26 protein-coding genes are annotated in these 23,261 nt (G+C 61.2%); 12 read left to right on the forward strand and 14 right to left on the reverse strand.

Going from position 1 to position 23,261, the window contains the following annotated elements:
• Positions 1–61: 61 nt before the first annotated feature.
• From ACQ4WZ_RS10700 to ACQ4WZ_RS10725, 6 genes are all read right to left on the reverse strand, one after another.
• Positions 62–1,369 carry an ATP-binding protein gene (locus tag ACQ4WZ_RS10700; RefSeq protein ID WP_436573382.1) on the reverse strand — a complete coding sequence of 436 codons (1,308 nt, stop codon included), beginning with the start codon at positions 1,367–1,369 and terminating at the stop codon, positions 62–64.
• Positions 1,369–2,031 carry a response regulator transcription factor gene (locus ACQ4WZ_RS10705; RefSeq protein WP_133991955.1) on the reverse strand — a complete coding sequence of 221 codons (663 nt, stop codon included), beginning with the start codon at positions 2,029–2,031 and terminating at the stop codon, positions 1,369–1,371. The genes ACQ4WZ_RS10700 and ACQ4WZ_RS10705 overlap by 1 nt, the downstream gene beginning before the upstream one ends.
• 505 nt (positions 2,032–2,536) lie before the next feature.
• On the reverse strand, positions 2,537–2,866 hold the full coding sequence (locus tag ACQ4WZ_RS10710; RefSeq protein ID WP_133991957.1) for a hypothetical protein: 330 nt from the start codon (positions 2,864–2,866) through the stop codon (positions 2,537–2,539).
• Positions 2,867–3,186: 320 nt separating this feature from the next.
• A complete protein-coding gene (locus tag ACQ4WZ_RS10715; protein ID WP_099667459.1) occupies positions 3,187–3,609 on the reverse strand; it encodes a hypothetical protein in 423 nt (140 codons plus the stop codon).
• Positions 3,610–3,730: 121 nt separating this feature from the next.
• A complete protein-coding gene (locus ACQ4WZ_RS10720; protein ID WP_133991962.1) occupies positions 3,731–4,459 on the reverse strand; it encodes an alpha/beta hydrolase family protein in 729 nt (242 codons plus the stop codon).
• A 324-nt stretch (positions 4,460–4,783) separates the two neighbouring features.
• Positions 4,784–4,969, reverse strand: a complete 186-nt coding sequence (locus tag ACQ4WZ_RS10725; protein ID WP_133991965.1) for a hypothetical protein — start codon at positions 4,967–4,969, stop codon at positions 4,784–4,786.
• A 434-nt stretch (positions 4,970–5,403) separates the two neighbouring features.
• Between ACQ4WZ_RS10725 and ACQ4WZ_RS10730 the strand changes: the two genes are divergently transcribed.
• Both ACQ4WZ_RS10730 and ACQ4WZ_RS10735 read left to right on the forward strand, forming a co-directional pair.
• The gene (locus tag ACQ4WZ_RS10730; RefSeq protein WP_101484502.1) at positions 5,404–6,603 is read left to right on the forward strand and encodes a YbfB/YjiJ family MFS transporter; all 1,200 of its coding nucleotides are present in this window, start codon (positions 5,404–5,406) and stop codon (positions 6,601–6,603) included.
• Positions 6,604–6,642: 39 nt separating this feature from the next.
• Positions 6,643–7,179, forward strand: a complete 537-nt coding sequence (locus tag ACQ4WZ_RS10735) for an ankyrin repeat domain-containing protein (RefSeq protein WP_436573383.1) — start codon at positions 6,643–6,645, stop codon at positions 7,177–7,179.
• Positions 7,180–7,241: 62 nt separating this feature from the next.
• On the opposite strand, the gene ACQ4WZ_RS10740 is transcribed toward ACQ4WZ_RS10735, so the two are convergent.
• The 5 genes from ACQ4WZ_RS10740 to ACQ4WZ_RS10760 all read right to left on the reverse strand — a co-directional run bounded on the left by ACQ4WZ_RS10740 (position 7,242) and on the right by ACQ4WZ_RS10760 (position 14,579).
• Positions 7,242–9,872, reverse strand: coding sequence for an AAA family ATPase (locus ACQ4WZ_RS10740; protein ID WP_436573384.1), 2,631 nt, complete (start codon positions 9,870–9,872; stop codon positions 7,242–7,244).
• The gene (locus ACQ4WZ_RS10745; RefSeq protein WP_436573385.1) at positions 9,869–10,348 is read right to left on the reverse strand and encodes a phage tail protein; all 480 of its coding nucleotides are present in this window, start codon (positions 10,346–10,348) and stop codon (positions 9,869–9,871) included. The genes ACQ4WZ_RS10740 and ACQ4WZ_RS10745 overlap by 4 nt, the downstream gene beginning before the upstream one ends.
• Before the next feature lie 20 nt (positions 10,349–10,368).
• The gene (locus ACQ4WZ_RS10750) at positions 10,369–10,995 is read right to left on the reverse strand and encodes a phage tail sheath family protein (RefSeq protein WP_436573386.1); all 627 of its coding nucleotides are present in this window, start codon (positions 10,993–10,995) and stop codon (positions 10,369–10,371) included.
• Positions 10,996–11,943, reverse strand: a complete 948-nt coding sequence (locus ACQ4WZ_RS10755; protein WP_436573387.1) for a hypothetical protein — start codon at positions 11,941–11,943, stop codon at positions 10,996–10,998. It abuts the gene before it with no gap.
• Between the two features lie 362 nt (positions 11,944–12,305).
• Entirely contained in the window at positions 12,306–14,579 is a 2,274-nt protein-coding gene (locus tag ACQ4WZ_RS10760) for an AAA family ATPase (RefSeq protein WP_436573388.1), read from the reverse strand.
• Positions 14,580–14,811: 232 nt separating this feature from the next.
• Here ACQ4WZ_RS10760 and ACQ4WZ_RS10765 point away from each other — a divergent pair, with 232 nt between their 5' ends.
• The 4 genes from ACQ4WZ_RS10765 to ACQ4WZ_RS10780 all read left to right on the forward strand — a co-directional run bounded on the left by ACQ4WZ_RS10765 (position 14,812) and on the right by ACQ4WZ_RS10780 (position 17,263).
• Complete coding sequence (locus ACQ4WZ_RS10765) at positions 14,812–15,114, forward strand: hypothetical protein (protein ID WP_436573389.1); 303 nt, start codon at positions 14,812–14,814, stop codon at positions 15,112–15,114.
• Positions 15,115–15,199: 85 nt separating this feature from the next.
• Positions 15,200–15,844 (forward strand): BON domain-containing protein, encoded by a 645-nt coding sequence (locus ACQ4WZ_RS10770; RefSeq protein ID WP_436573390.1) that lies wholly within the window; start codon positions 15,200–15,202, stop codon positions 15,842–15,844.
• A 408-nt stretch (positions 15,845–16,252) separates the two neighbouring features.
• On the forward strand, positions 16,253–16,723 hold the full coding sequence (locus ACQ4WZ_RS10775) for a pyridoxamine 5'-phosphate oxidase family protein (protein WP_436573391.1): 471 nt from the start codon (positions 16,253–16,255) through the stop codon (positions 16,721–16,723).
• A 171-nt stretch (positions 16,724–16,894) separates the two neighbouring features.
• Complete coding sequence (locus ACQ4WZ_RS10780) at positions 16,895–17,263, forward strand: hypothetical protein (protein WP_436573392.1); 369 nt, start codon at positions 16,895–16,897, stop codon at positions 17,261–17,263.
• Positions 17,264–17,299: 36 nt separating this feature from the next.
• Here ACQ4WZ_RS10780 and ACQ4WZ_RS10785 read toward each other — a convergent pair whose 3' ends face one another.
• Positions 17,300–17,944: a SagB/ThcOx family dehydrogenase gene (locus tag ACQ4WZ_RS10785; protein ID WP_208327735.1), complete on the reverse strand. Its 645-nt coding sequence runs from the start codon at positions 17,942–17,944 to the stop codon at positions 17,300–17,302.
• Between the two features lie 311 nt (positions 17,945–18,255).
• Between ACQ4WZ_RS10785 and ACQ4WZ_RS10790 the strand changes: the two genes are divergently transcribed.
• The 4 genes from ACQ4WZ_RS10790 to ACQ4WZ_RS10805 all read left to right on the forward strand — a co-directional run bounded on the left by ACQ4WZ_RS10790 (position 18,256) and on the right by ACQ4WZ_RS10805 (position 20,813).
• Positions 18,256–18,684, forward strand: coding sequence for a lipid-binding SYLF domain-containing protein (locus ACQ4WZ_RS10790; protein WP_143452541.1), 429 nt, complete (start codon positions 18,256–18,258; stop codon positions 18,682–18,684).
• An 83-nt stretch (positions 18,685–18,767) separates the two neighbouring features.
• Positions 18,768–19,463, forward strand: coding sequence for a Crp/Fnr family transcriptional regulator (locus tag ACQ4WZ_RS10795; RefSeq protein WP_436573393.1), 696 nt, complete (start codon positions 18,768–18,770; stop codon positions 19,461–19,463).
• Between the two features lie 92 nt (positions 19,464–19,555).
• Complete coding sequence (locus tag ACQ4WZ_RS10800; protein ID WP_436573394.1) at positions 19,556–20,299, forward strand: Crp/Fnr family transcriptional regulator; 744 nt, start codon at positions 19,556–19,558, stop codon at positions 20,297–20,299.
• A gap of 70 nt (positions 20,300–20,369) precedes the next feature.
• Positions 20,370–20,813, forward strand: a complete 444-nt coding sequence (locus ACQ4WZ_RS10805) for a universal stress protein (protein WP_101481005.1) — start codon at positions 20,370–20,372, stop codon at positions 20,811–20,813.
• A gap of 41 nt (positions 20,814–20,854) precedes the next feature.
• Here ACQ4WZ_RS10805 and ACQ4WZ_RS10810 read toward each other — a convergent pair whose 3' ends face one another.
• Positions 20,855–21,088, reverse strand: a complete 234-nt coding sequence (locus tag ACQ4WZ_RS10810) for a hypothetical protein (protein WP_436573395.1) — start codon at positions 21,086–21,088, stop codon at positions 20,855–20,857.
• Here ACQ4WZ_RS10810 and ACQ4WZ_RS10815 point away from each other — a divergent pair.
• On the forward strand, positions 21,000–21,395 hold the full coding sequence (locus tag ACQ4WZ_RS10815) for a hypothetical protein (RefSeq protein WP_436573904.1): 396 nt from the start codon (positions 21,000–21,002) through the stop codon (positions 21,393–21,395). The two genes, ACQ4WZ_RS10810 and ACQ4WZ_RS10815, sit on opposite strands and share 89 nt — an antisense overlap.
• Positions 21,396–21,455: 60 nt before the next feature.
• On the opposite strand, the gene ACQ4WZ_RS10820 is transcribed toward ACQ4WZ_RS10815, so the two are convergent.
• Positions 21,456–22,094, reverse strand: coding sequence for a response regulator (locus tag ACQ4WZ_RS10820; RefSeq protein WP_101484499.1), 639 nt, complete (start codon positions 22,092–22,094; stop codon positions 21,456–21,458).
• 319 nt (positions 22,095–22,413) lie between these two features.
• On the opposite strand from ACQ4WZ_RS10820, the gene ACQ4WZ_RS10825 reads away from it, so the two are divergent.
• The gene (locus ACQ4WZ_RS10825; RefSeq protein WP_436573396.1) at positions 22,414–23,244 is read left to right on the forward strand and encodes a helix-turn-helix domain-containing protein; all 831 of its coding nucleotides are present in this window, start codon (positions 22,414–22,416) and stop codon (positions 23,242–23,244) included.
• Positions 23,245–23,261: the final 17 nt, after the last annotated feature.

Below are 23,261 nucleotides of genomic sequence, written 5' to 3' on the forward strand. Positions count from 1 at the left end.
CACCTCATTTTAGCGTGTTGAGCGGTGATGTCATGTTGACCGGCATCCGCTTTTTTTACATTCATGCTGGCTGCGGAAAGCGCACCGTCACCTGCAGGCCCCGCCCCGCTTCCCCATCGGCCAGCGCGATATCGGCCCGGTGGTGCTCGGCGATATGGCGCACGATGGACAGGCCCAGGCCACAGCCCCAGGCGTCGTTGCCGTCGGGACGGAAGAAGCGGTCGAACAGGCGTGCATGGTGCTGGCGCGGCACGCCGGGGCCGTTGTCGGAGACGCGCAGCAGGGGCCGGCCCTCTTCCACCGCCGCCTGCAAGTCGACCCTTCCGCCCTGCTGCGTGTAGCGCAAGGCGTTGTCGATCAGGTTATTCAGCAACACTTGCAAACCATCGGGATCGGCCTGCACCAGCACCCTGGCCGGCAGGGTTTCCACCACGCCCAGGTCGATGGCACGGCTGTCGGCCAGCGCGCTGTGGTCGGCAACGGCCGCTTCCAGCAACTGCCCCAGGTCCACCGTGTGCAGCTGGCTGGCCGCCAGCGCCGTTTCGTGGCGCGCCAGACTGAGCAGTTGCCGCACCAGGTGCGTGCTGCGGTCCAGCCGTTCATGCAGACGCGCCAGCGCGACGCGGCGCTCTTCCTCGCTGCCGGCCCGCTCGGCCACCTGCAGCTGCAATTTCAGCGCCGTCAGCGGCGAACGCAATTCATGCGCGGCATCGGCAACGAAGGTGCGCTGCGCCGTCAGCGTCGCCTCGAACTGCCCCATCAATCCATTCAGCGCCAGCGCCACGGGCCGCAGCTCAGGCGGCATGTCGTCGGCCACCAGCGGCGTCAGGGTGTCCGGCGAACGGCCCGCCACCGATTCGGCCAGCCGGTGCAGGGGCGCCAGCGCGCGTCCCACCACGGCGACGATCAGCAACGCCAGGATCAGCGCGAACACCAGCAGGGGTGCGCCAGCGCGCATCGTCATCTGCCAGGCCAGCTGGTCGCGCACGGCCTGCGCCTGCGCCACCTGCACATAGCGGCCGCGCCGCGTCTCGCCGTACAGGCGCCAGTCCTCGCCGCGCAAGGTGACATCGGCAAAGCCGGCCAGCGCATAGCGTGGCAGTGCCGGCTGGTCCGGCAAGACGGACAGCGGCTGGCCGTCCTCGTCCCACGCCTGCAGCGCGAACGCTTCTTCCGGCTCTTGCGCGGCGGCCAGGCCCGTTTGCGGCTCGAACTCGTCGGGCAAGGCCACGGCCAGCTGGCGCAGCTGCAAATCGGCCAGTTCATTGGCTTCTTCCAGCAGCGAACGGAACAGCGAAATGCCCGCGCCGAGCACGCATAGCAAGGTGGCCGCCAGCAAACCCAGCAGCAACTGGCGGCGGATGGTCATCAAGCTGCTACCCGCATCTTGTAGCCCACGCCGCGCACGGTCTGGATGCTGTCCGCGCCCAGCTTCTTGCGCAGCTGGTAGACATACACGTCAACGGTATTGCTTTCCACTTCGCTATCCCAGCCGTACAGCTTTTCGCTCAGCTGGCGCTTCGACACCACCTTGCCCGGATGGTCAAGCAAAGCGCGCAGCACGGAAAACTCGCGCGGCGGCAGCTTGATCTGTGCACCTTCATAAGTGACGTCGTGGCTGGCCAGGTCCAGGGTCAGCGCGCCATGTTCAATGACGGAGCGCGAACGGCTGACCCTGCGGCGCAGCAGCGCGCGTATGCGCGCCAGCAATTCATCGAGGTCGAACGGTTTTATCAGGTAATCATCGGCGCCGCTGTCGAGTCCTTCGACGCGTGCCGGCGTGCCATCGCGCGCCGTGATAATCAGCACGGGCAACTCGGCGCCCCGGGCACGCATGGCGCGCAACACCTCCATGCCCTCCTTGCCGGGCAAGCCCAGGTCCAGCAGCATCAAATCGTAGGCGAAACCGGCCAGCGCCAGCTCCGCATCGTGGCCATCGCGCACCCAGTCAACGGCATAGCACTCACCGCGCAAGCCCTCGACCAGGCTTTCCCCGATCATCGGATCATCCTCCACCAGTAACACGCGCACGCAGGCACCTCATAGTCTTGAAAATACCGCTATCTTAACGTGGCTGGGGGAAGCCGGCTGGCGCCCGCCACGTCAGCAAGCAAGTGACCCGGTACGCAGGCATTGTCGCCCCTGCCCACTGACGCCGGCCGGGACCGGCGCCACGCCCTGCATCGTGGCCGAATGCGCATCGACATATTGCATGGCCCTATGGGCCTGGCGACGACGTAGCAGTTGCCGTCGAATTGGATATGGGGGTAGACGATAGATTTGGTGGTGTCAGGCACGCCCGTCAACACTTGCCAGGCATGGATCTGGCATTTGCTCTGCGGGTTCTGCGGTTTCAGGAAGACCAGCGCGGTCTTGTCCCGCATCTCTTCCGATACCACGTTGAAGCTGACCTGAATTGCAGTAGCTCAGACTTGAGCTGACACATCACGTCAGGCGACCGTCTGCACCCCAAAGCGGAAGCTCCCCTGACGCATATTCCCGCAGGAGCCACAGGGCCGGCCTTCTTGCTCCTTTTCTAATCGTATGCGCTATCCAACATATTCTCCAATATTTCTTCATCTATACGACCGATATCAACTGCAGCATCCCAATCTTGATCATAAGGTATTTCAGCAATATACAAATCGAGACCAATTTCATGAAATCCATGGATTAGTGCTCTAATTTCTTTGTCCCTAGTGACGTGATCATTAAGGAATAATTCAGTAGAATAAAATACTCCCTTTTCACCCATCGAAATCTTTTCTTTTGCCACACCAAGTGGCAACCCCGTTACCTTATGAATCAATTTCACAGCATCCAAATTATTACTTGGCATTGCGAGCGATATAGATATTTTTGACATCAATTCTTCCTTAAATAAACTAAGCGGACATTCAACAGGGGCGACAGGGTTAGCGAGCCTCTGCTTTTTAGCAGCTCGGCTCAAAGTAGCCTCGCAAAACGACCACTATCGCCCCGAATGGACATCTTGCTCTAAGGCCAACAGTTCTTTGGCACCGTCCACATCCTTACCGTTCTTTGGCAGTCGTGTGATCAAATATTTATCAATTTTCATGCAGTACTTAAGTCCGCTGTGGCTGGTTGCCATCGTTGCCAGGCTCCGCCTCGAAGCATACATAGAGACATAGTTCTGGCGCATTCGACATATGTCACCGCAGCCGATTAAGCGTCGTGATAAACAACGCCGTATGTGTCGAACATCGCTCCAGCTAGCTCGACCATGCTTAAGCCGCTGCGCTCCCAAAAAAACAGAAAGTATTCCAACTTGTCGTAAGGTGCTTCAGCGTCCATGCCGTGCAGCGCACAAATCGTGGTTCTGATACGCAACACCTCAGGGTCATCCGACATATCGCGTCCTCGGATGGTCTCCCAAAGCCTCACCCGGACAGCTATGGCCTCGCTATCCGTTGCCGCGCCCTCAAGATATCGTTTAGCAGCCAAAACAGAAGACTGCGCGGTAACGGGTAGACATTCGATCACCCGAGCCAGGGCGTTAACCATAAAGCGTTGAGCATCACCGTGCTCTACCGGATCATCCAGATCAACGGTGGATGAAATAACATCAAAAGGATCACGGTGAGACATGCTGACTTTCTGAGTAAAGTTTGATTGGTCAATTGCCGACTGTCCGCTCCTGGCCGGTCGCAGTCATCGGCAGGTTCCACCCCTTAGCGGACTTTGCAATATCAAAATGATCGCCTGAACATTATTCGAGCTTTGAGTCTCGGTCGCAAGCGTATTTAGGGTGCTGCGCTGGAGCGAGGAAAGTATCGATAGCGGATACAATTTTGGCCTTCAATTGTTCACTACCAGCATCTTGCATATCCTTGTGGCGCGAGCCTTTGATGTGGACCACGCATGTACCGTAGTAGCCGCGCTCTTTCTTATTCGGCAGTACACCGGGGTCGGCAGTGGTGTCACTGGCACGAATTGTCAGGACGTGGATACCAGCTGAGCGGGGCAACGCGACCCGACGGCTGTCGAGGCTGATAAAGCTGGATACGCGGCTCGGGTTGTCAGCGGAAAACTGAGCCGAACTGTCGCCACCAAGGGAGTGCCCGACGAGAAGCAAGTGTCGCCAATCGAACTGAGGATAGCGGACTGCGGTCCCGTCGATCACGGTGGAGATCGACCGTGAAGCTACGCGGGCCATCGCCTGTAGTTGCTTCCTAATCGGCGCGTCTCGATCTAACTCTATGCCGCCAGAGCTATCTTGCAACGCGACAACCAAGTAACCCATTCGGTTGAGATTTCGTGTGACGAATGAGTAGTCTGAACCGGAAAGCCCATATCCTGGGCTAAGGATTGCAACTGGACAGGGTTGCGCACGAGTGCACGCTTGTACATTAGGTGGAACGTGAATATTCACTGGTACGGCAGCAAAGGCCATAGGAGTGCAAAACATCAGGGGAATTAAGGTGACGAGACGGCGCATTGAATCCTTTCTTGCTACGTTTGGAGGATGCTGAATCTGGGGTTACTGATGATTATCTCTGAAGTCGAACAACGAACAATGAGAATTCGATGTAACGACTACATGACGAGTTAAGGCGTAGCCTCGCAATAGGTCTGCTCCTGGCCGATATTAGACTACGGCAGCGCTTACCCTTCAACATCCTGTCAGATTTATGTACGGCCGATAAGCATGCGCGCTAACAGCGTCCGGTCACTTCGCCAAAGATTGAAAAATACTACCGCTAGAGCGAACTCTGTGATGACCGCAGTCGCAATATCAATTCCTGCTGTGCCATTTTCATACTCATAGATTCCTAGCACGGCAAGAATCAGGCAAGATATCCTTCTTGAACTGCGCTTCCTGCTTGAGTTCGGCCACGTTATCGCGGTTGAGCACATTGAAACGGTTGGACGTCTGCAGGTGCACAATCAAAAACGTTTTCAACTGGCTGCCCAGACGGTCAATGCCATCGGAAAAGATGGCGCGCATGAAATTCTCGCGCTTGTCGAACTTGCCGGCAGCGATCAGGGTGTGTGGACCAACGTGAGGACAGCCAGGGCTTTTGACGACTCCGAAGCGCAGCCAGCCAACAATGCGCCAGGTTTGTTCTTGTTCATAGTGCCCTTATGCCATGGAGGATCAGGAGCAAGCTGCAAAATTAATTGCAAGAAAGTTAATTTTCTGCTTGCAATCAAATGGGATTGCGTGTTTCATAATCTTTTCCAAAAGTAAAGGCGGAAAGGATTGCCTTATTGCCAGTGCCATGCAGCTACGGCGCATGCTTGACTTCTCAAGCTCAATTCATTAACTTGGCAGTAAAAAACGGCGTACGGTGAGTGCCACCGCGACCGACAGACCTTGCACCGCGCCCAGCCCCGGCGCCAACTCCACCGCACGCTTTCCTCTAGATGGGTCACCAGGCCATGCCGTCACACGATCATTCCCCCTCCCATCCGCTGGCCACGGCGCTGGCACTCTCGCTGGGTGCCGCCGTGGCCCTGGGCCTGTCGCGTTTTTCCTATGGCTTGCTGCTGCCGCCCATGCGCGCCGACCTGGGCTGGTCCTACCTGCTGGCCGGCGCCATGAACACATTCAATGCGCTCGGCTATTTTCTCGGTGCCCTGGCCACGCCAGCGCTGATGCGCCGCCTGGGCGTGTGGCGCTTGCTGATCGCCGGCTCCGTGCTGGCCAGCATCTTCATGCTGATGTCGGGCCTCGTCAGCGATACGACTACCCTGTTCCTGCAGCGTGTGTGTGCGGGCGTGGCCAGCGCCTTCATGTTCATCGCCGGTGGCGTGCTGGCGGCGCGCCTCGGTTCCATGCACAGCCAGCGCGCCGGCTTCTATATCGGCCTGTACTACGGCGGCACGGGTTTCGGCATCGCGCTGTCGGCCTTGCTGGTGCCGGCCGCGTTGACATCTGCACAGGAGCATGGCGCCGCGCATGCCTGGCAATGGCCATGGCTGGCACTGGGCATCGCCTGCCTGGCCGCCACTGCCATCATGGCCCTGCCGGCGAAAGCCATCGGCGAAGCGCCGCGCACCCTCGACACGCCGCTGCGCTTCGCCTGGCGCGACTTTTTCCCCAGCCTGGCCGGCTACTTCATGTTCGGCGTCGGCTACATCGGCTACATGACCTTCGTCATCGCCCTGCTCAAGCAGCAAGGCATGCCGCCTGCCTTGATCACCGTGTTCTACACGGTATTGGGCCTGGCGGTGGTGGCGTCGTCGCGCATCTGGGCACGCATGCTGGACCGCTACAGGGGCGGCGAATCGCTGGCTATATTGAATGGCGTGCTGGGCGTGGTCACCATCCTGCCTGCGCTGACCAGCTTTGTCCCCGTCGTGTTCCTGTCCGGACTGGTCTTCGGCGCCGTGTTTCTGTCGGTGGTGGCGTCGACCACGGCCCTGGTGCGGCATAACCTGCCACAGCAATCCTGGACGGCCGGCATCAGCGCCTACACGACGGTATTCGCGCTGGGCCAGATCGTCGGCCCCATCGTGGTCGGCTGGATCGCCGACGGGCCCGCCGGCCTGGAGCGGGGGCTGATCGCCTCGGCCATCGCCCTTTTCATCGGCGCGGCGCTGGCCTCGCGGCAAAAGGCGCTGGCGCCAGCCACATAGTAGACTACAGGCATGACCCACCTTTGCGGAAAACATACGATGAACACCGATGCACGAAAAATCCCGGCAACGATGGATGCCGAAACGCTGGAATTCATCCAGGGCCTGTTCGCCCTGGTGCGCGAAGGCGACACGCAGCAACTGGGCGCCATGCTCGCCCACGGCGTGCCAGTGAACTTCCGCAACGAAAAAGGCGACAGCCTGATCATGCTGGCCAGCTACCTCGGCCACCTGGAAACGTCGCGCCTGCTGCTCGAAGCGGGCGCCGACGCCAACGTGCCCAACGACCAGGGCCAGACGCCACTGGCCGGCGTGGCCTACAAGGGCTATCTGGAGATCGCCGAACTGCTGCTGCAGCACGGCGCCAGCGTCGAAGGCGCCAGCCCGGACGGCAAGACACCGTTGATGATGGCCGCCATGTTCAACCGCCTGGCCATCTTCGACCTGCTGCTGCAGCACGGCGCGAGCATCGATGCCGTGGACAGCCGCGGCATGAATGCCGTTTCGTTGGCCAAGTCAATGAACGCACAGGAGACGCTGGCTCGCCTGGTCAGCCTGGGGCAGACGACAGAGTAGTCGATGCAGGTATCGCCGGCAGTTTTGCGACTGCCATTGGAGAGTTCAGGAAACGCTCTGCCCTAACATCGTTTCTCCAGAAGGGGAAGGCAAGCGTCTTGGCGCAACGCGCGCCGCACGCCCTGGCGTACGTCGTCCATGCCGATTTCCTCGCTGCCGCGTCGCAGGCAAGCCAACGCCGCGTAGCGCAGCACGTTGATGATGGCGCCGCCGCTCAGTTCAAATTCATCGGCCAGCACATCGAGCACGCAGTCCGGCGCCAGCCGGCACGGCGGCGCAAAGGCGTCCTGCCATAGCCGCAGGCGCTCGGCGCGGTCCGGCATCGGGAAATGCAGCATCGACTGGAAGCGCCGCGCGTAGGCCTCGTCGATATCGTCCTTGAGATTAGTCGCCAGAATGGCCACGCCTGGGTAATCCTCGATCCGCTGCAACAGGCGGGCAGCGTCCTCGCTGGCGTAGCGGCCGTTGACGCCGGAGCCGCCGCTGCGCTTGCCGAACAGTGCATCAGCCGCGTCGAAGAACAAGATCCAGTCTTGCTGCTCGGCCTGTTCAAACACGCGCGCCAGGTTTTTCTCCGTCTCGCCGACATATTTCGACACCACCATCGACAGGTCGATGCGGTACACCGGCAAGCCGCTCTGCTTGCCCAGCAGCGCGGCGGTGAGCGACTTGCCGGTGCCGGGCGGGCCATAAAACAGGCTGCGGAAGCCCGGCTGGATGCGCCACTCCAATCCCCAGCCACGCAGCAGCGTGTCGCGGTGTTCGATCCAGGCGCGGATTTCGTCCACCTGGTCCTGCAGCTGCGGCGCCAGCACCAGTTGGTCCCAGTCCAAGGTGGTACTGAGGCGCCGGGCCGGAAAGTCGCCGTCGTAGTCGGGCTGGCAAGACTCCCCGGTGACCAGCAACGACAGCGCATCGCGTCCCAGTGTCAGCGGGTGATCGAACAGGGCCCGGGGCGCAGCGCCGTCGGCTGGCCACTCATCCCAGGCCAGCAAGCCCAGCCTGCGCAGCGGCGCGCCGGCGCCGAACAGGCGCTGCGTGGCCACGCGTGCCGCCAGCCGGTCGCCGGCCAGCAGAAATGACGCGGTCTCGGCTGTCGGCCAGAAGCCCCGGTGGCTACCGCCCTGCCCGCCGAATTCGCTGAACGGCAAATCCAGGTTGGCGTTGCGAATCAGGAAACTGTCCAGCGCCTGCGGACGCACATGCGGCGCCAGCGCGAGTATCAGCACCAGCCGCTCCTCGGCACTCAGCCCCCATTTGTGCAACGCCAAGGCATACGGCGCGTGCGCCGGCAAGTTGGGCGGCTCCAGCAGCATGCAAGGAGCGTCGGCGTGCTGGAAATGATGCGCCATCGACGACGCGATGACGGCATCCAGCCAGGCCAGCTCGGCCTCCAGCGCCCTGGCGGCCGTGATCTCGCTGTCCCCGTCGGCGCTGAGGGGCAGCCTGGTCTTGCTGCACTGGGCCACGCCCTCCTTCGACATGGCTACCATCTTCGCATCCGAGTCGGTGATGGTGTTTGACTGGCCGTCATCATCCTGCACCAGCGTATGGCCGCCCGGCGTGCTGATGGTGGTGATCTTCCTGACATCCTCCGGCAATACCGTCAACCCGCCCTGGTCCGTCGCGTATGGCGTGCCCAGCCGTGCCCACACGCCTTTGTCTTCGGCGTCAAGCATGGGCAAGCTGACACGGACGCGCAGCTGGCCCTGGGGGGCGGCTTCGATCTGCAGCACGCTGCCAACCTGCAAGCCCAACACGGCCGGGGCATGCACCTGCGCGTCGTCACTGGCGAAGCAGCGCGGCGGCAGGCCGAAAGCGACCTCGGTCACCCAGTTACCTTGTTCCAGCGTGTGCTCCACACGGGTGATGTACACGTCGCCGTCGAAGCGCCCACCCAGTCCGGCAAGCTTGATGGTCTTGCCCGGCACCGCCAGTGCGTTGCCCTGGAAACTCACCGTACCGCGCACGCCTGCGCCGGGCACCTCGCCGGCACTTACCGCGCTGAGCTGGTTGCGCGCATCGATCTCGACATTGAGCGCGATCATCGACACGCCATAGGCGAGTAGCAGCCCGCAGCCGTTGTCGGCTTGCACCGGCGCACCGATGGCGACCTCGGTGTCGTCCACCAGCAGCACCAGGCCGCCAGCCTCGGCGCGGGCCAGCATGAAGTCCCAGTCGCTGCTGTCATAGCGCACCAGGTCCGACGGTTCTGCCACCGCACCCTCCCCTGTTCCGGCTGCCCCGCCCTGCACCAGCGTCAGCCCCTGCGCCTCCAGCAGTGCCCGCCAGATATCGGCCTCGAACTGGCCGCGATACACGGCGCTCTTGCGGCCCGCCGTCAGTTTGACGGCACTGTCGGTGCAGGTCAGTACCAGCTGCGAACGGCCCTGCTGGGCCATCCTCACGCCGTGCTTGACGATGATGCCCTTGAACACGGTGCTGGTGTTCTGGTGGTAGCCCATTCTGACCTCCACCATCACGCCGGGTGCCAGCGTGTCTGCCGTACTGAGCTTGAATCCCCCCATCGATGGATCGCCGTCGGCGAGCACGATGCGGGCCGTGCCCAGGCGATTGACCTCGCGCGTGACGTGCATGCATTCGACTACATAGTCATCTGGCATGGCATGCCCGTTCAGCATGACCGTCATCGACACCAGGTCAGTCTCGCCGTCCAGCGGCGAAACGTTCATGCGGCGCCCCCGGGTGGCGGCGGAACAGCAATGACCAGGCTCTCGTAGGCGATTTCCAGCGTCTCGATCGCCACCTCGTTGCCGTCGGCTTTCAGGTCGGTGCCGCTGACCTTGGTAGGCCAGGCATTCTGCAAGGTCCAGACCATGGTCGGGTTGCCCTTCTCGTCGAGCAGCCTGATCACCATCGTTACCCGCTTGATCAGGCTCATCGAGATTTGCGCGTACCAGGCGTAGAAGCTGTTGTCCCTGGCGAAAACGCCTTTCTTCAGCGTGACATGTCCGCATTTGGCGATGCCGGGCATCTTCACGCCGGAAAACTGCTTGCTGTTGCCGGCGCGGTACTCGATGATCTGCGCCTCCGCCTCCAATCCGCTCACTTCCTGGAACGCCAGGTCCTTCATGTCGCCGATGTCCACCGAAAAATGGAACTTCGGCAACGGCCATATGCCTGCGTCTTGCGCTTCACCTGCCATCATAATGACTCCTCAATAAGCGCTCAGGAAACCGGCTGTTGCTGCTGGAATGTCAGCACGATGAATTCGTCCGGATGGACCAATGCCACGCGTACCGACACGCGCATATAGCCGTTCAGGATATCGTCGCTGCTCATGGTGCTGTTCAGACCGACCTGGACGCTGAACGCATCCTGCGCCTTGGCGCCGGCCAGCGCACCCTGCGCCCACAAGTTGATCAGGAAGTTGGAAATCATGTTCTGCACCGCCACCCAGGTGGTAGCCACGTTGGGCGCGAAGATATAGGCGAGCATCGCGTTCTTGATCGATTGCTCCATCATGAGCAGCGTGCGCCGCACATTGATGTAGCGCCAGTCGTCGCTGTTGCCATCGAGCGTGCGGGCGCCCCACACCACCAGGCCACGCGTGGGAATGGTGCGGATCGCGTTGACCGCCCGTCCGTCGAGCGGCATGTTCAGATCCTCCTGCTCGTCCTGCGAGATATCCACCATCGGCGAGACCGCCCCCACGATGCTGGTGTTCGCCGGCGCCATCCACACGCCCCTGTTTGCATCCGTCTGTGCGTACACGCCAGCCATGGCGCAGGCAGGCGGCAGTTGGTTGGCCAGCGTCAGCATGTCGGCCGCCACGCGCTGGTACAGGGGACTCACCTACATGAGCTGTTGATGGCCGCGCGCGATCACCGCCGTGCGGCTTTCCGTGCCGGCTGGCAGCGCAACGGCGTCGGCAGGCAGCCGCTGTTGGATGGCTGCATACAGGGTGCTCATGCGGACTTGCATCTGCGCGGAGGGTTGCGGCTTCATCGCCGCCAGTTCGCCCTTGAGCGCGTCAGCCAGCACCGCCAGCCCTGCGTCTGTCAGGTTGTCGTAGCTAATGCTGCCTGCGTCAACCACATCAAAATTAAGCCACGGATAATAGGCTGCGCCGTAATTGAGGAAATTGCTGCCGATTTTCTCGCGAAAGCCATCGTTCTTGCCGGAAATAACATCACCGTCCGGGTCATGGCTACGCTTCGTGCCGCCGCCATGGATGTCGATCAGCGCCATGCGGCTTTGCATCGTGCTGCAATGCTGGAGCGCCGCCTGCCAGAACCTGTAGCAATCGTCTGCGCTATCGAGCAGGGTGCTGTCTGGCGCCACGATCAGCGTCACCTCCGGCACTTTTTCCAAGGCATCGAACGGTGCTACCCTATCAATAGCGGGATCAGGCTCCGGCATGAAATCCGAGGCCTGGATGCCATTAGCCTGGACGCTGGCAAAAGTTCCCAGCGATAGCACGTAGGCCGGTCCGCCGCCGTTCATGAAGTACAGCTTCACACCGTGATAAAGGAAAAACCGCTGCGCCAATGCGGCGGTGAGGGTCTCCTGGTCGACGCTGGGGGCCAGCGAAAACCTCGATACCGGTGGGCCGCCGAAGATACGCACATAGTCCAGCAGCGAGCCGATACAGGTGGGAATGCCTGCCTTGGGAACCGCTCCATCGACAGCCTTTTCGGTGTAGCCAAGAAACACCGGTATTGCCGTGGGCACCTCGATGACCGTATTGGGAAATGCATCCTGCTCGACGATATACACGCCGGGGGTCTTCAATTGCATCATCACTCCCTGTCCGGTACTGGGCTTGGAGGCTGTCGCGGCGGCCGCAAGCTGACTATCAACATACAAATAACAACGGCAAAAATCACCGTGTCAGTGATTCGTGACTAGCCAAGTTGGCACAGCCCTGGCAACCAAGTAGTAATTTTAATATGAAATTTTGCTTTTTAATAAATTAAAAGAATATTGCTGTATCCACAGTTAAAAAGAGACATTGCGCAAACAGAGCGTAGATCAACCGCCCCCTCGGCGCTTGTTCGCGTTGAGCACACCGCTTCCGGGCCGTGGGCGCCGGGTCAAGTCCCAGTGGATGGGCGTCGGAGCCGCTTCAGCAGTTCACACCACACGGCTCCCGTGGGGGCAGATCATGTCGTGTTCCGATGCGGCTCGCATGCTGCGGCGCGCCGCAGCAAGGCCTGGCGCAGCTGTTCCAGCAGCAACGCCAACGCTGCGGCGTCAAATTCGGGGCCGTTGGCGATCTCGATGACGTCAGCCGCTTCGTCCGGACGCAAGCCTTGCCCGGCGCAGCGCTCGATCTGGCCGGCGAGAACGGCCATGTCCGCATCGGATGGGTCCGTACCGGCTCGCGCACGGGAGGCCAGACGGGACGCCAGCACGGGCAGCGGCGCATCGACGTGCAGCAGCAGGAACGGCACCTGGCTGCGGCGCGCCAAGGCGCGAAAGGCCAGGCGCCGGCGGCGCTCCAGGAAAGTGGCGTCCACCACCATCACGAAGCCGGCCGCCAGCCCTTGCTGTGCGAGCTGCGCCAGCCGCCGGTAGGTCGCTGCGTTACCGGCCTGGTCATACATCCCCTGCGCAGGCGAAGCTGTGGTGCCGGTGGCGGCCGGCCCCGCAAACAGGCGCTTGCGCTCGACATCCGAGCGCATACGCACCGCCTCCAGCCCTTCGACCAGCGCATTGCACAGCCATGACTTGCCGCTGCCGGCCAGTCCGCAGGAGATCAGCAGCGCCGGCGAGGCCGGTGCGATGCACGCATGCGCGAAGGCCAGATAGCGCTGCGCCTGCAGCAACGCCGCAGAGCGTCCACGGCTGCCAGCCCGGGAGCGCAACAGGAACACCTTGCAGCGCACCAGTGCCCGCTGCACCCGGTAATACGGCAGCAGCGCCAGGCTGCCGTAGTCACCGCAACGCTCCAGATAATCGTTCAGCAAGCGGGCGGCCAGACCGCGGCGGCCCTGGCATTGCAAGTCCATCCAGGCAAACGCCAGGTCCTGCGCCACGTCGATCCAGCGCAATGCGGTGTTAAATTCAATGCCGTCAAACACGCGAACCTGTCCGGCCAGGGTCAGGATGTTGCTGCAATGCAAATCACCATGGCATTCGCGCACCCAGCCATCAGCCTTGCGGCGCGTAAACAGCGGCACCAGGGCCTGCTCCTGCCACGTCAACCAGGCAGCAATCTCGTCGAGCATGGCTCGCTGGCGCGTGTCGTCGAGTACGGCGGCAATGCCAGCCACATCCTCGTGGGTGCGGGCAACGATCAATGCACCGTTGCCCCAGGGCGACTGGCGTGTCGCCCGCGCAGCGCCCGCATGAAAATCCGCCAGCAACAACGCAAGAGCGCTGACTTCATCCACGCCTAGCTGGCCGGCATTCAAGCGCGCCTGCCACAGGGCGGACTGCTCAAAGCGACGCATGCGCACGGCGTACTCGATTACCGGGCCCTCGCCGTCGATGGCGGGACAGGCCCGCGTACCGGTAATGCTTGCCAAGCCCAGGTACAATTCCGGCGCCAGGCGCCGATTCAAGCGCAACTCTTCCTCGCATGCATACCGCCGCGCTGACAGGGTACTGTAATCGAGCACGTCGCGATGCAGGGCCGTCTTGAACTTGTAGGCCAGGTCGCCCACCAGCATGATGCGTGAAATATCGGTGACGATGACCTGCACCGGCGCACCTTCGCTGTCGAGGCGATGGGCCAGACGGCGCAATAGCCTGGTTTGCCGCAAAACCTCGTACTCCTCCACGTGGCTTTGCCTGCTATCCGGCCACTGCTGCTCGCTTTGCGGCATGTGCATCGGCCCCTGCGCGACGAGGGGCAGTACACCGGTCTGCCTGGCTACATTGTCGCCGAATCGCACAGCGTTGCCCTGCGCGGCCGGGTTTCGCCGGAGAGCATGGATGTCGCCATTGACATGGGAAGGCAGCCGTCTTTTCCATCGTATTTCACTGCAAGGGCCTGCGGGCGCCAGGGCAATGCGGTTCTCGACGCCGCGCACCCCGCACAAGGCATACACTGCTTCCTCGGCCCGCTTGCGCTGATAGTTCCAGCACAGCGTCCCTTCGAGCCGCAGCATGCCGTGCTGTGCCAGCACCGCGATGGCGTCGGCGGAGCTGGGAAATTGCGCCTTGACGGCCGCCACCGCCGCGCGCGCCAGGTCCGCATCCGGGCGCTTCTCGCCCAACAGCGCCACCTCGATGTTATTGAGCACGCCAGCCACCCCGGCCATGCCTGCGGCACAGCGCCCGGCCCGCATCTTGTCGGGAAAACAATGCACGCGTCCCGACAAGGCGACGACACCGTGATTGACGGACACCACGATGGAAGGCGGCCCTATACGGGCAACAAAGCTGAGTTCATGCTCTACATTCTGCTTGACTTCAGCATCGGTCAACATGCTTTCCTCCTGGGGCCAGACGCTGCGGGCAAACCGCCACTTCTTGCTGTGCATCAGCTTTCCGGCAGTGATCCTAGCATGGCCACTCCGCCAGAAAACATGATCCGGATCACTGCTTGCCCGGCGCCAGTTCCCAAAACCCATGAATTGATGGCTGGCTTGACCTGGATCAGTTGGCGCTCATTACAGGCAAGGCTGAAACACGTATCGTAAGTCTTTTCTGGAGGCCACCATGTACAAAACCATCCTGATGTATGCCGACCAGTTTTCCGGTTTCGAACGGCGCCTGCAAGTGGCGGCGGCACTCGCCAGCGAAGCCGACTCGCATTTGATAGGCACTGTGGCCAGCGGCGGGCCGCAACTCGATTACCTGGTCTACGGGGCGGTAACGCTGGCGCCGCCCCCGCCGATAGACTACGAGCCCTTGCGCGACGCGGCGCGGGAACAGCTGGCCCGCTTCCAGGAATGGGTGCTCGGCGGGACGACGCAAAGCCTGCTGAGCCAGTCACGCTCGCCGGTATTGCTGGGCCATTGAGCGGCGTCGCCGCCCGGCCGCTTGCGCACTGCTGATGCCGAGGCGCAGGCAGCAAGCGCCTTTTCATCCTCCAGGGAGCACACTCATGATCACCGACAACGACATCAAGGCGCAAGTCGAACAGGAATTACTGTGGGATGCACGCATTAATCCCAGCCACATCGGCGTCTCGGTCAACGACCGTGTCGTCACGCTGTCGGGCTTTGTGCATGCCTACAGCCACAAGCTGCACGCCGAGCGCGACGCGCAATGCCTCGCTGGCGTGCTGGGCGTGGCCAATGACATCGAGGTGCGCCCCCACTCGCGGCTGGACGCGGAAATTGCCCACGATGCCATCGCCGCCATCGCGCTGCAACTGCCCGTGTCGTCAAAAACGATCAAGGTCATCGTCGAGCATGGCCATGTCAGGCTGGAAGGCACGGTTGACTGGAACTACCAGCGCGAGCACGCCCAGCTGGCACTGCGCCATGTCCATGGCATACGCAGCATCAAGAGCGCCATCGATATCAGCCACAAGGCCATCCCGGCCGATATCAAGGCGCGCATCCAGGCAGCCCTCAAGCGCAGCGCCCTGATCGAGGCCAGCGGCATCAAGGTCGAGGCGGATGGCGATGCGGTCATCCTGAGCGGCAAGGTACGTTCCTGGACTGAACGCGACGAGGTCGAGCGCGCGGCCTGGATGGCGCCTGGCATCACTGCCGTCACGAACCAGCTTCAGGTTGGCAACTGAAGCGTCCGCCCATATGGGTGGGACACCGGCATCGAGGATTCGGCAGCCCTTCAGTGCGCATGGCGCTACGGTTTCCCGCTGCCGCCCATCGTGTCCCGGCTCCTGCTCCAGCTGCTCGATACGCGCCTGCCGTTTGCGATTACGCTGAGTCATGGCTGCCGCACCTTGATGTAGTTTGAGCAGCATGTTCGCGCTGCCACCCGTCCACTGTAGCGCGTCGCGATAACGTTGCCTTCCTGGTACTTTTAGACATATCACATTAACGCTACAAAGTCGCTGGCGTCTGCGGCACGCCGGCCGGGCAACATCGCAGGCACATGATCTGGCGCCTTGCCAAACACCGTGCAACTTACTACTATCAAAGTCCGGGCCCAGTGCGCCCACCGTGCATTGCGTCAAGGAGCCATCATGATGCCGCTGGACTCATCCCATCGCCAGTTCATTGCCGATGTACTCGCAGCCACGCCGGACATGGCCCTGGCCACCGTGCGTCCGGATGGCTATCCTCAGACGACGGTGGTCAGTTACGTGCACGACGACCTGACGCTGTATTGCAGCATCGGCCTGAACAGCCAGAAAGCGCATAATATCCGGCAGCACGACAAGGTTTCTCTGGCCATTACGCCCCCGTACCATGACTGGCAGCATATCCGCGGCCTTTCCATGGCGGGCACGGCAGCCCTGGTCGACAATGCCAGCGAAAACGAGCAGGTGGCCGACCTGATGCTGTTTCGCTTTCCCCAGCTGCGCGACGTCATGGGGGCCAGCACGGCCGCGCCGTGGCCTGGCCTCGTCTTCCTGCGCATCAAGCCAAGCGTCATTTCCTTGCTGAACTATGAACTGGGGTTCGGCCACACCGAATTATTTGCTGTCAGCTGATACATGGCGCGTCACCGGCTTTGCGCCTGGGGCATGGCAGATTAATGTCGCGCTTGATACGCATCAATTCACCGCCTTCCGCTGCGGATGCCGGCTACTACACTGACGTCATCACTGCGTTTCCCGCAGCAAACCCTGCGTGCCGCGACACGCCTACGCCGGAGAGCCAACATGCCCGACATCAACATCAACTTTGCCAAGCTGCTCACTTCGGGCAGCAGCAGCTTGCTCGATCACTACCATGCGATGGCGGAGCACACACTCGACAATGGCGCAGACGCCGCGCGCCTGACACTGCATTACCTGCAAGACTTGTCACAGGAAAACATGAACACGCTGCTCCAGCGCGTGCAAGAGAAAGGCGTCGCCCACCTGTACGAGTTCGATGCTGCCAGTTTACAAGCGCAATGCACACTGGGCGATGATTACCGCGTGAATCTGTTCGCCATCCTGCTGGACATGCAACGCACCTTGGTGGAAGGCGGCAGTTCGGCCCTCTATGACGGCTACAAGCAGTGGCAGAAAATCGGCTCGTCCTAGTCAGGTGCCGCATGCCCTCCCCAGCCGCCCCGACACTCAGGAGTAGCGCGGTGGCGCCGCGACAGCCAGCGGATGGCCAAGCGATTGCGCCAGCATCACGTGGTGTCCATCCGCCAAGCCCATGGCCGCGGCCAGCTCTCCCTGGTCGAACCAGCCACGCGATACCACCGCCAGGCCCTCGGCGGCGCAAAACAGGTACACGTTCTGGCTGATGTGACCGGCGTCGAGGGCGGCAAACAGCAACTGCCTGGCCTGCTCCTCGGGCGGCATCCGCGACAAATTGGCGACATACAGCAGGTTGACGGGCGCCGTCGCCACGAAATCCTGCTTCCCCGTCACGGCCCGGATATCGACAGTGCTCAGTTGCCGCAGTGATGGCGCCACCGGATCATATCGGTACAGGCCGCTGGACATGGCGACATAAATCTCAATTTCCTGCGCATTGCAAACGGATGGCGCCGTTCGATGGCCCGTGCTGGGGCGGTTGCAGCCATCGGCGGCCCACAGCAGGCGCGAGAGCCGGTACCAGGACAGCTCGTGCTCGCTGAATTCGCGCTGCGACTGGCGCAATTTCAACACCTCGATGAGGGCCATGCCCAGGGCACTGATATCGGCATCGAGTTCGAACGTACCCGGCCCCATCAACGGCAAAGGTTCGCTTGTCAGTGCATTTTTCTTCACTTCCCCTCCATTACCTGAAAATCGGCTGGCCAAGCTCCCGTCGCCGTATCGCCGGGCGTTCGCGGGCAGCGGCAACCGTGTACCCAAGCTCACTATAAAGGGTGAATTTCCACTTGTCTGTCCGAACAATGATCGATATCAAGAGCGACGGTAATCGGCAGACGCAGGCCTGGCCCGGGTGACAGCCATCGCGGATGGCACAGGGGCTGCACAACACTATTCAAGCGCGGTATTGATACAGATCATGGCAAGCGGTGGCTGCCTGCCTGTAGTGTGAAAGGCAGTTGCCCCCCTAAAACAGGAGTAAGGCCATGATTGCCCATATAAAACCGCTTGGCAGCGTGCTGTGCGGCATCCTGCTCGCTTGCGTTCCCATGCTCGCCCTAACCCAGCCGAAGGATGGACTTGCGTCCGACCAGGAAATCGCAAGAGTGCAGTTGCAAGCGACGGCAAATGAGCATGTCGACAACGCGCGCACTGCTGTGGCCTTGCTGGAAAAGGATACGCTGATGACGGAAGCGCTGCGCTGGTCGAAAGGGGTCTTCATACTGCCCTCCTGCCGCCGCGCCACGCTGGCCTTCGGCGCCAGCGGCGGCACCGGTGTACTGCTGCGCAAGCGGGAGAATGGCAGCTGGAGCGCTCCCGCCTTCTTCAAACTGGGCACAGGGCTGCAGACCGGCGTGGAAGCGGGGCCATTCGTGTCCCTGTCGCTCAACGACTGCGCAATGCCGGACCGCTAGCGGCGGGAGCATGAGGCGATGGTTTCCCTGACTATCTTAGTGCACAGGCGGCTGGTTCGCGCGCCCTGGCAAGCGAGGACGTAATGCACAATGACACTACACCTGCCGCTCGCGGGTTTCCCGATCACATCGCCGGTGGGCAGCGCCAGTGGATCAGGCGCAATACCAGCCTGTATCGTTCTGGAGATCGCGTCACCGATTGCGTGTTTTTCATACACGCCGGCAGTTTCAAGCACTATCGTACGGATGAGACGGGGGCAAGGAAAATCACCTGTTTCCCTGCCCGCGGGGATTTCCTTGCGCTCGACAGTATCGGGCTTGACTGGCATCCCTGTACCGCCGTGGCGCTGGAAGACAGCGAAGTGTATGTGATCAGCTACGCCATATTGCGCCAGCAGCAGACCATATTGCACCACCTGCTCGCATTGAGCATCCGGGAAATGCGCGCAGGCACAGTGCAAATGCATCAGGCCACGGCCGAGCAGCGACTGGCCGCTTTTCTGCTTGAGCGGGCCAGGCACACCCGCCAGGAGGGCACGCCGCCATGCTATCGCTTGCCCATGTCGCGTTGCGACATAGGCAACTACCTGCACCTGTCGCCGGAGAGCGTCAGCAGGGTTATGCATCACTTCAAGCAAGCCGGCCTCATTTTGCTGGAAAACCGCTATATCGCGCTCCTTGATGCCGGCGCAATGGAAACGATCGCCACTGCCGCGCACCCCGCTTCACCCCATGCTGCCCGCTCCCCCTTTGCCATCAGCCACTCTTCGACGAGCTAATCATGTACGAGACCTCCAGTTCCGCCAGCGATGCGGCCTCTCCTCTTCCATGCTCCGAGTGCAGCACGCGCGGCGTATGCTTGCCAGCAGACATGAACGACGCGGACTGCGGCAGGGTCAGTGGCCTGGTGCTGCAGCAGCATCACCTGGTGCGGGGCGATGCCTTGCAAGGTGTCAATGAACCGGTGCGCGGTCGCTGGTATGCCATTCGCAGTGGCCAGTTCAAGTCCTTTCAGGCAGACCAGCATGGAAAACCCTGTATTACCAGGTTCGCCAGTGAAGGAGACCTGCTGGGACTCGACAGTCTCGACCTCGATCGCTACACCGACTCAACGACGGCGCTCTGCGACAGCACAGTGTGCGAGTTTTCCTATCCCCAACTCATTGAAGCGGCGCGGCACTTTCCTGGACTTGCGCGTTCGCTGGAATGGCGGCTGAGCAAGCAATTGGGGCAACAGCAGGAGCTGGGCCTGCTGGTCCGGTGTGATTATGCGGAACAGAAATTCGCGCAGTTCCTGTCGCACCAGGCCTGGAAAGGCGGCGACCAGAACGATCACGTGCCTCAATTGCACCTTGCCTTGTCGCGCAAGGAGATTGCCGACTATCTTGACCTGACGCATGCCACCGTCACGCGCATGATCTCGCACCTGCAGGAGCTCGGCATCATCTCCGTCAGATATCGCCAGCTTCGCCTGCTCGACCGCCCTGCCCTGCATCAGATTGCCGCAGGGCAGCATCCTGCATCGAAAGGAAGTGCGAGTACGGCAAGCGACAATACCGACCATCACCCGGCATGGCAGCCCATGCCAGGCATACATTTGCTGTCGCCAGAATGATCAGGATCATGGTTACTCTGCATTATCAACGTCACACTGGACGCACCACAACAAGTTTGAGGAGAGCACCATGTTCAAGCACATACTGGTTCCAACGGATGGTTCGCCCGCCTCGAGGCCTGCGCTGCTGTCGGCCATCGCGCTGGCGCGCTCGTGCGGCGCGCGCATTACCGCGCTGCATGTGGTACCGGATTTTCACGTCCTCAGCCATGATACGGAGATGCTGGAGGCGACCCGCACAACTTATCTGGACGAAAGCATGGAGAACGGCAAGAGAGTGCTCGATTTCGTCTGCGGGCAGGCGCGCGAAGCCGGTGTCGAGTGTGGCACCTTCCTGACGCGCTCCGATCACCCCCACGAAAAAATACTCGAGACGGCCGAGGCAAACGGCTGCGACCTGATCGCCATGGGGACGCATAGCAAATTCGGCTTGAAAGGCGTGCTGCTGGGCAGCGAAACACACAAAGTCCTCGTGCACAGCCCTCTGCCGGTGCTGGTCTTTCGTGCCGCCTGAGCACGCGCGGAAGCCTGGTCCAGCGCCGGCCAGACCGGCGCCTACCCCGCCTCGCCGATCGTGACGAGATTATCCTGCGCCTGTGCATAGGCAAGCGCATACGCGAGTTCGCCGGGGGAGCCTGCGTGCAAGGTAAACAGCGGTTGCCCCACCGCCACCAGCGTACCTAGCGGCGCATGAAATACCATGCCTGCCGCCGGCGTCTTGGGTGCGCCGGCCCAGCCTGGCGGTCCGGGCCAGCAGTCGGTTGTCGATGGCCATGACCGTGCCGGCACCCTGGGACGCCTTGCCGGCGAGCTCCAGCAAGCCTGCGGCCAGCGCCCGCTGGCGCAAGTCATCCGGCCCACCGCTGTGATTCTGCAACACGGCCAGCACGTCGAGCGCTTCGCGCGCCGGACCGATGCCGCGTCTTCTGCCGAAGCGTCACTGCTTATACCCCTGGAACAGGCCGCAATCGACGAGAATCCGTTCACTCCCGCTGGTGAGCAGATATTGCGAACCAGTAACCGTCCCCGTCGCGCCCAAGAACGTCAGTTTCATCATTGCCCCCAAGTCAGCAGCACAACGTTCAGTCGTTACTGAACGTCCCGTCCCATGGCGCGCGTGTGACGCGGCTTCCCTGCCGACAGAGCCCTGAGTAGCCTACAGCATGCCAAGTTCCAGCGCATAGCGGGTCAAATCGGCGTTACATGCCATTTTCATCTTTTTCAGAACGCGTGCACGGTAACTGGTAACGGTATTCGGGCGCAAATTCAATGCGGTGCCGATCTGCACCAGCGACTGGCCAGCGGCGATGCGCTGGAACACTTGCAATTCGCGCTCGGACAGATTCTCGTGCGCACCCAGCGGCCCCTGCGCAACCAGCATTCCCAGCCGCTCCGCCATTGCCTCGCTGACATATTTCCCTCCAGATCCCACCTTGCGCACGGCCTGCACCAGCACGTCGGCTGAAACATCCTTGGTCAGGTAGCCCGCTGCTCCCAAATGCAGCGCCCGCAAGCCATAGACTTCCTCCGAGTAATGACTCAGTACCACCACTGGCATGCGCGGCCTGGTCAACCGCAGCATTTGCAATAGTTGCAAACCGCTCTTGCCTGGCATGGCAATGTCAACGAGGGCGACATCGAATTCCTCGGAAGCAATACGTTCGCTCGCGTCGTCAAAGGATGCCGCCTGGGCGGCAACGCAAATGTCCGTTGCCGTGCCCAGCATCAGCGACACGCCATTGCGCGCGATGGCATGGTCGTCAACCAAGAGCACCCGAATGTTTTTCGCTTCCATGACCGACGTCCTGAACATGCCTAGCCTAGCGTGAATCGATGATTTTCATGCATTTGATTCTGCGCCCAACGGCAAGCGGCGTCAACGCCAAGCTGAAACCGGCGTGCCTGCGCGGCAAACAAAGCCCATGCGTAGGGGGCCAAGGATGCTTGCAGGGATTCCCCTACTCTTCGATATGAGGAAATTGCTACGCGAGGCAGGGGTTAAGTCTTATATGCACGGTGCTTGTGTGCGCACATACTATTAAGCATGTAGCAAAAAATGTAATCAGAAATACAAGACGCTCAATGCAAACCATGAACAGCAATAAGAGGATCCCATGAACGTCCAACTCTCGACCTGTCAATCGTTGCCAGAGAAAAACTACGCGGCAAACAATACCTGCGCGAAATGCAGTTCGAAGCTGCGCTGCCTGCCATTTGGCCTGGACGAGCGCGGCGTCGCTCAGCTCGACAGAATTATCGGCAAACGCCACTGGGTGGAACGCAATGAGCTGCTGATACGGGTAGGCGAACCCTTTCATTGCCTGTACATTATTCACGGCGGCCAGTTCAAGACGTTCCGCGATAGCGCACATGGCAAGCAGCATGTCATGGGGTTTCACATGGCAGGCGAAATTCTGGGCATGAACGCCATCAGTAACGGCATTCATGACAGCAATGCGATGGCGTTCGAGGATAGCGAGGTCTGCGAAGTTCCCTTTGCCCAGCTGCAGATCCTGTGCGCCAGCATTCCAGCACTACAACAACATTTCCACCGCATCTTGAGTGAGGAAATCAATCGCGACCAGCGCGTCATGCGCTTCCTGGGCAGCTCGGCCGAGCAGCGCTTTGCCACTTTCCTGCTGGATCTGTCGAACCGTTTCGCGGCCCGGGGTTATTCGCGCTACGACTTCACGGTGCTGATGTCACGTGAAGACATCGGGAACTATATCGGCTTGACGATGGAAAGCGTCAGTCGCCTGATGTCGAAGTTCCGCCGCCAGGGCTGGATCAGCACGGACGGCAAAGACCTGCATATCCTCAATCATGCCGCCATCGCGGCGCTGGCCAACGGCGAAAGCATGGAAACAGTGGCAGGCATGGAATCGCTCACGGAGCACACCACGGCGATACTGGCCTCCATTTCAAGGACAGCGAAGCAGGCTTGAGCAGCGCCACATCGATG

The organism is Janthinobacterium darwini (assembly GCF_051380905.1).
Classification (GTDB): Bacteria; Pseudomonadota; Gammaproteobacteria; order Burkholderiales; family Burkholderiaceae_D; genus Janthinobacterium.

Bases quoted from the DNA above. Each gene is read 5' to 3' on its own strand.
- ACQ4WZ_RS10700 (WP_436573382.1), bottom strand. From the start codon at position 1,369: ATGACCATCCGCCGCCAGTTGCTGCTGGGTTTGCTGGCGGCCACCTTG.
- ACQ4WZ_RS10825 (WP_436573396.1), top strand. From the start codon at position 22,414: ATGAACGTCCAACTCTCGACCTGTCAATCGTTGCCAGAGAAAAACTAC.
- ACQ4WZ_RS10800 (WP_436573394.1), top strand. From the start codon at position 19,556: ATGAACGACGCGGACTGCGGCAGGGTCAGTGGCCTGGTGCTGCAGCAG.
- ACQ4WZ_RS10820 (WP_101484499.1), bottom strand. From the start codon at position 22,094: ATGGAAGCGAAAAACATTCGGGTGCTCTTGGTTGACGACCATGCCATC.
- ACQ4WZ_RS10760 (WP_436573388.1), bottom strand. From the start codon at position 14,579: ATGTTGACCGATGCTGAAGTCAAGCAGAATGTAGAGCATGAACTCAGC.
- ACQ4WZ_RS10715 (WP_099667459.1), bottom strand. From the start codon at position 3,609: ATGTCTCACCGTGATCCTTTTGATGTTATTTCATCCACCGTTGATCTG.
- ACQ4WZ_RS10710 (WP_133991957.1), bottom strand. From the start codon at position 2,866: ATGTCAAAAATATCTATATCGCTCGCAATGCCAAGTAATAATTTGGAT.
- ACQ4WZ_RS10740 (WP_436573384.1), bottom strand. From the start codon at position 9,872: ATGAACGTTTCGCCGCTGGACGGCGAGACTGACCTGGTGTCGATGACG.
- ACQ4WZ_RS10805 (WP_101481005.1), top strand. From the start codon at position 20,370: ATGTTCAAGCACATACTGGTTCCAACGGATGGTTCGCCCGCCTCGAGG.
- ACQ4WZ_RS10745 (WP_436573385.1), bottom strand. From the start codon at position 10,348: ATGATGGCAGGTGAAGCGCAAGACGCAGGCATATGGCCGTTGCCGAAG.
- ACQ4WZ_RS10755 (WP_436573387.1), bottom strand. From the start codon at position 11,943: ATGATGCAATTGAAGACCCCCGGCGTGTATATCGTCGAGCAGGATGCA.
- ACQ4WZ_RS10765 (WP_436573389.1), top strand. From the start codon at position 14,812: ATGTACAAAACCATCCTGATGTATGCCGACCAGTTTTCCGGTTTCGAA.
- ACQ4WZ_RS10780 (WP_436573392.1), top strand. From the start codon at position 16,895: ATGCCCGACATCAACATCAACTTTGCCAAGCTGCTCACTTCGGGCAGC.
- ACQ4WZ_RS10795 (WP_436573393.1), top strand. From the start codon at position 18,768: ATGCACAATGACACTACACCTGCCGCTCGCGGGTTTCCCGATCACATC.
- ACQ4WZ_RS10790 (WP_143452541.1), top strand. From the start codon at position 18,256: ATGATTGCCCATATAAAACCGCTTGGCAGCGTGCTGTGCGGCATCCTG.
- ACQ4WZ_RS10770 (WP_436573390.1), top strand. From the start codon at position 15,200: ATGATCACCGACAACGACATCAAGGCGCAAGTCGAACAGGAATTACTG.
- ACQ4WZ_RS10815 (WP_436573904.1), top strand. From the start codon at position 21,000: ATGCCTGCCGCCGGCGTCTTGGGTGCGCCGGCCCAGCCTGGCGGTCCG.
- ACQ4WZ_RS10720 (WP_133991962.1), bottom strand. From the start codon at position 4,459: ATGCGCCGTCTCGTCACCTTAATTCCCCTGATGTTTTGCACTCCTATG.
- ACQ4WZ_RS10735 (WP_436573383.1), top strand. From the start codon at position 6,643: ATGAACACCGATGCACGAAAAATCCCGGCAACGATGGATGCCGAAACG.
- ACQ4WZ_RS10725 (WP_133991965.1), bottom strand. From the start codon at position 4,969: ATGCGCGCCATCTTTTCCGATGGCATTGACCGTCTGGGCAGCCAGTTG.
- ACQ4WZ_RS10730 (WP_101484502.1), top strand. From the start codon at position 5,404: ATGCCGTCACACGATCATTCCCCCTCCCATCCGCTGGCCACGGCGCTG.
- ACQ4WZ_RS10775 (WP_436573391.1), top strand. From the start codon at position 16,253: ATGATGCCGCTGGACTCATCCCATCGCCAGTTCATTGCCGATGTACTC.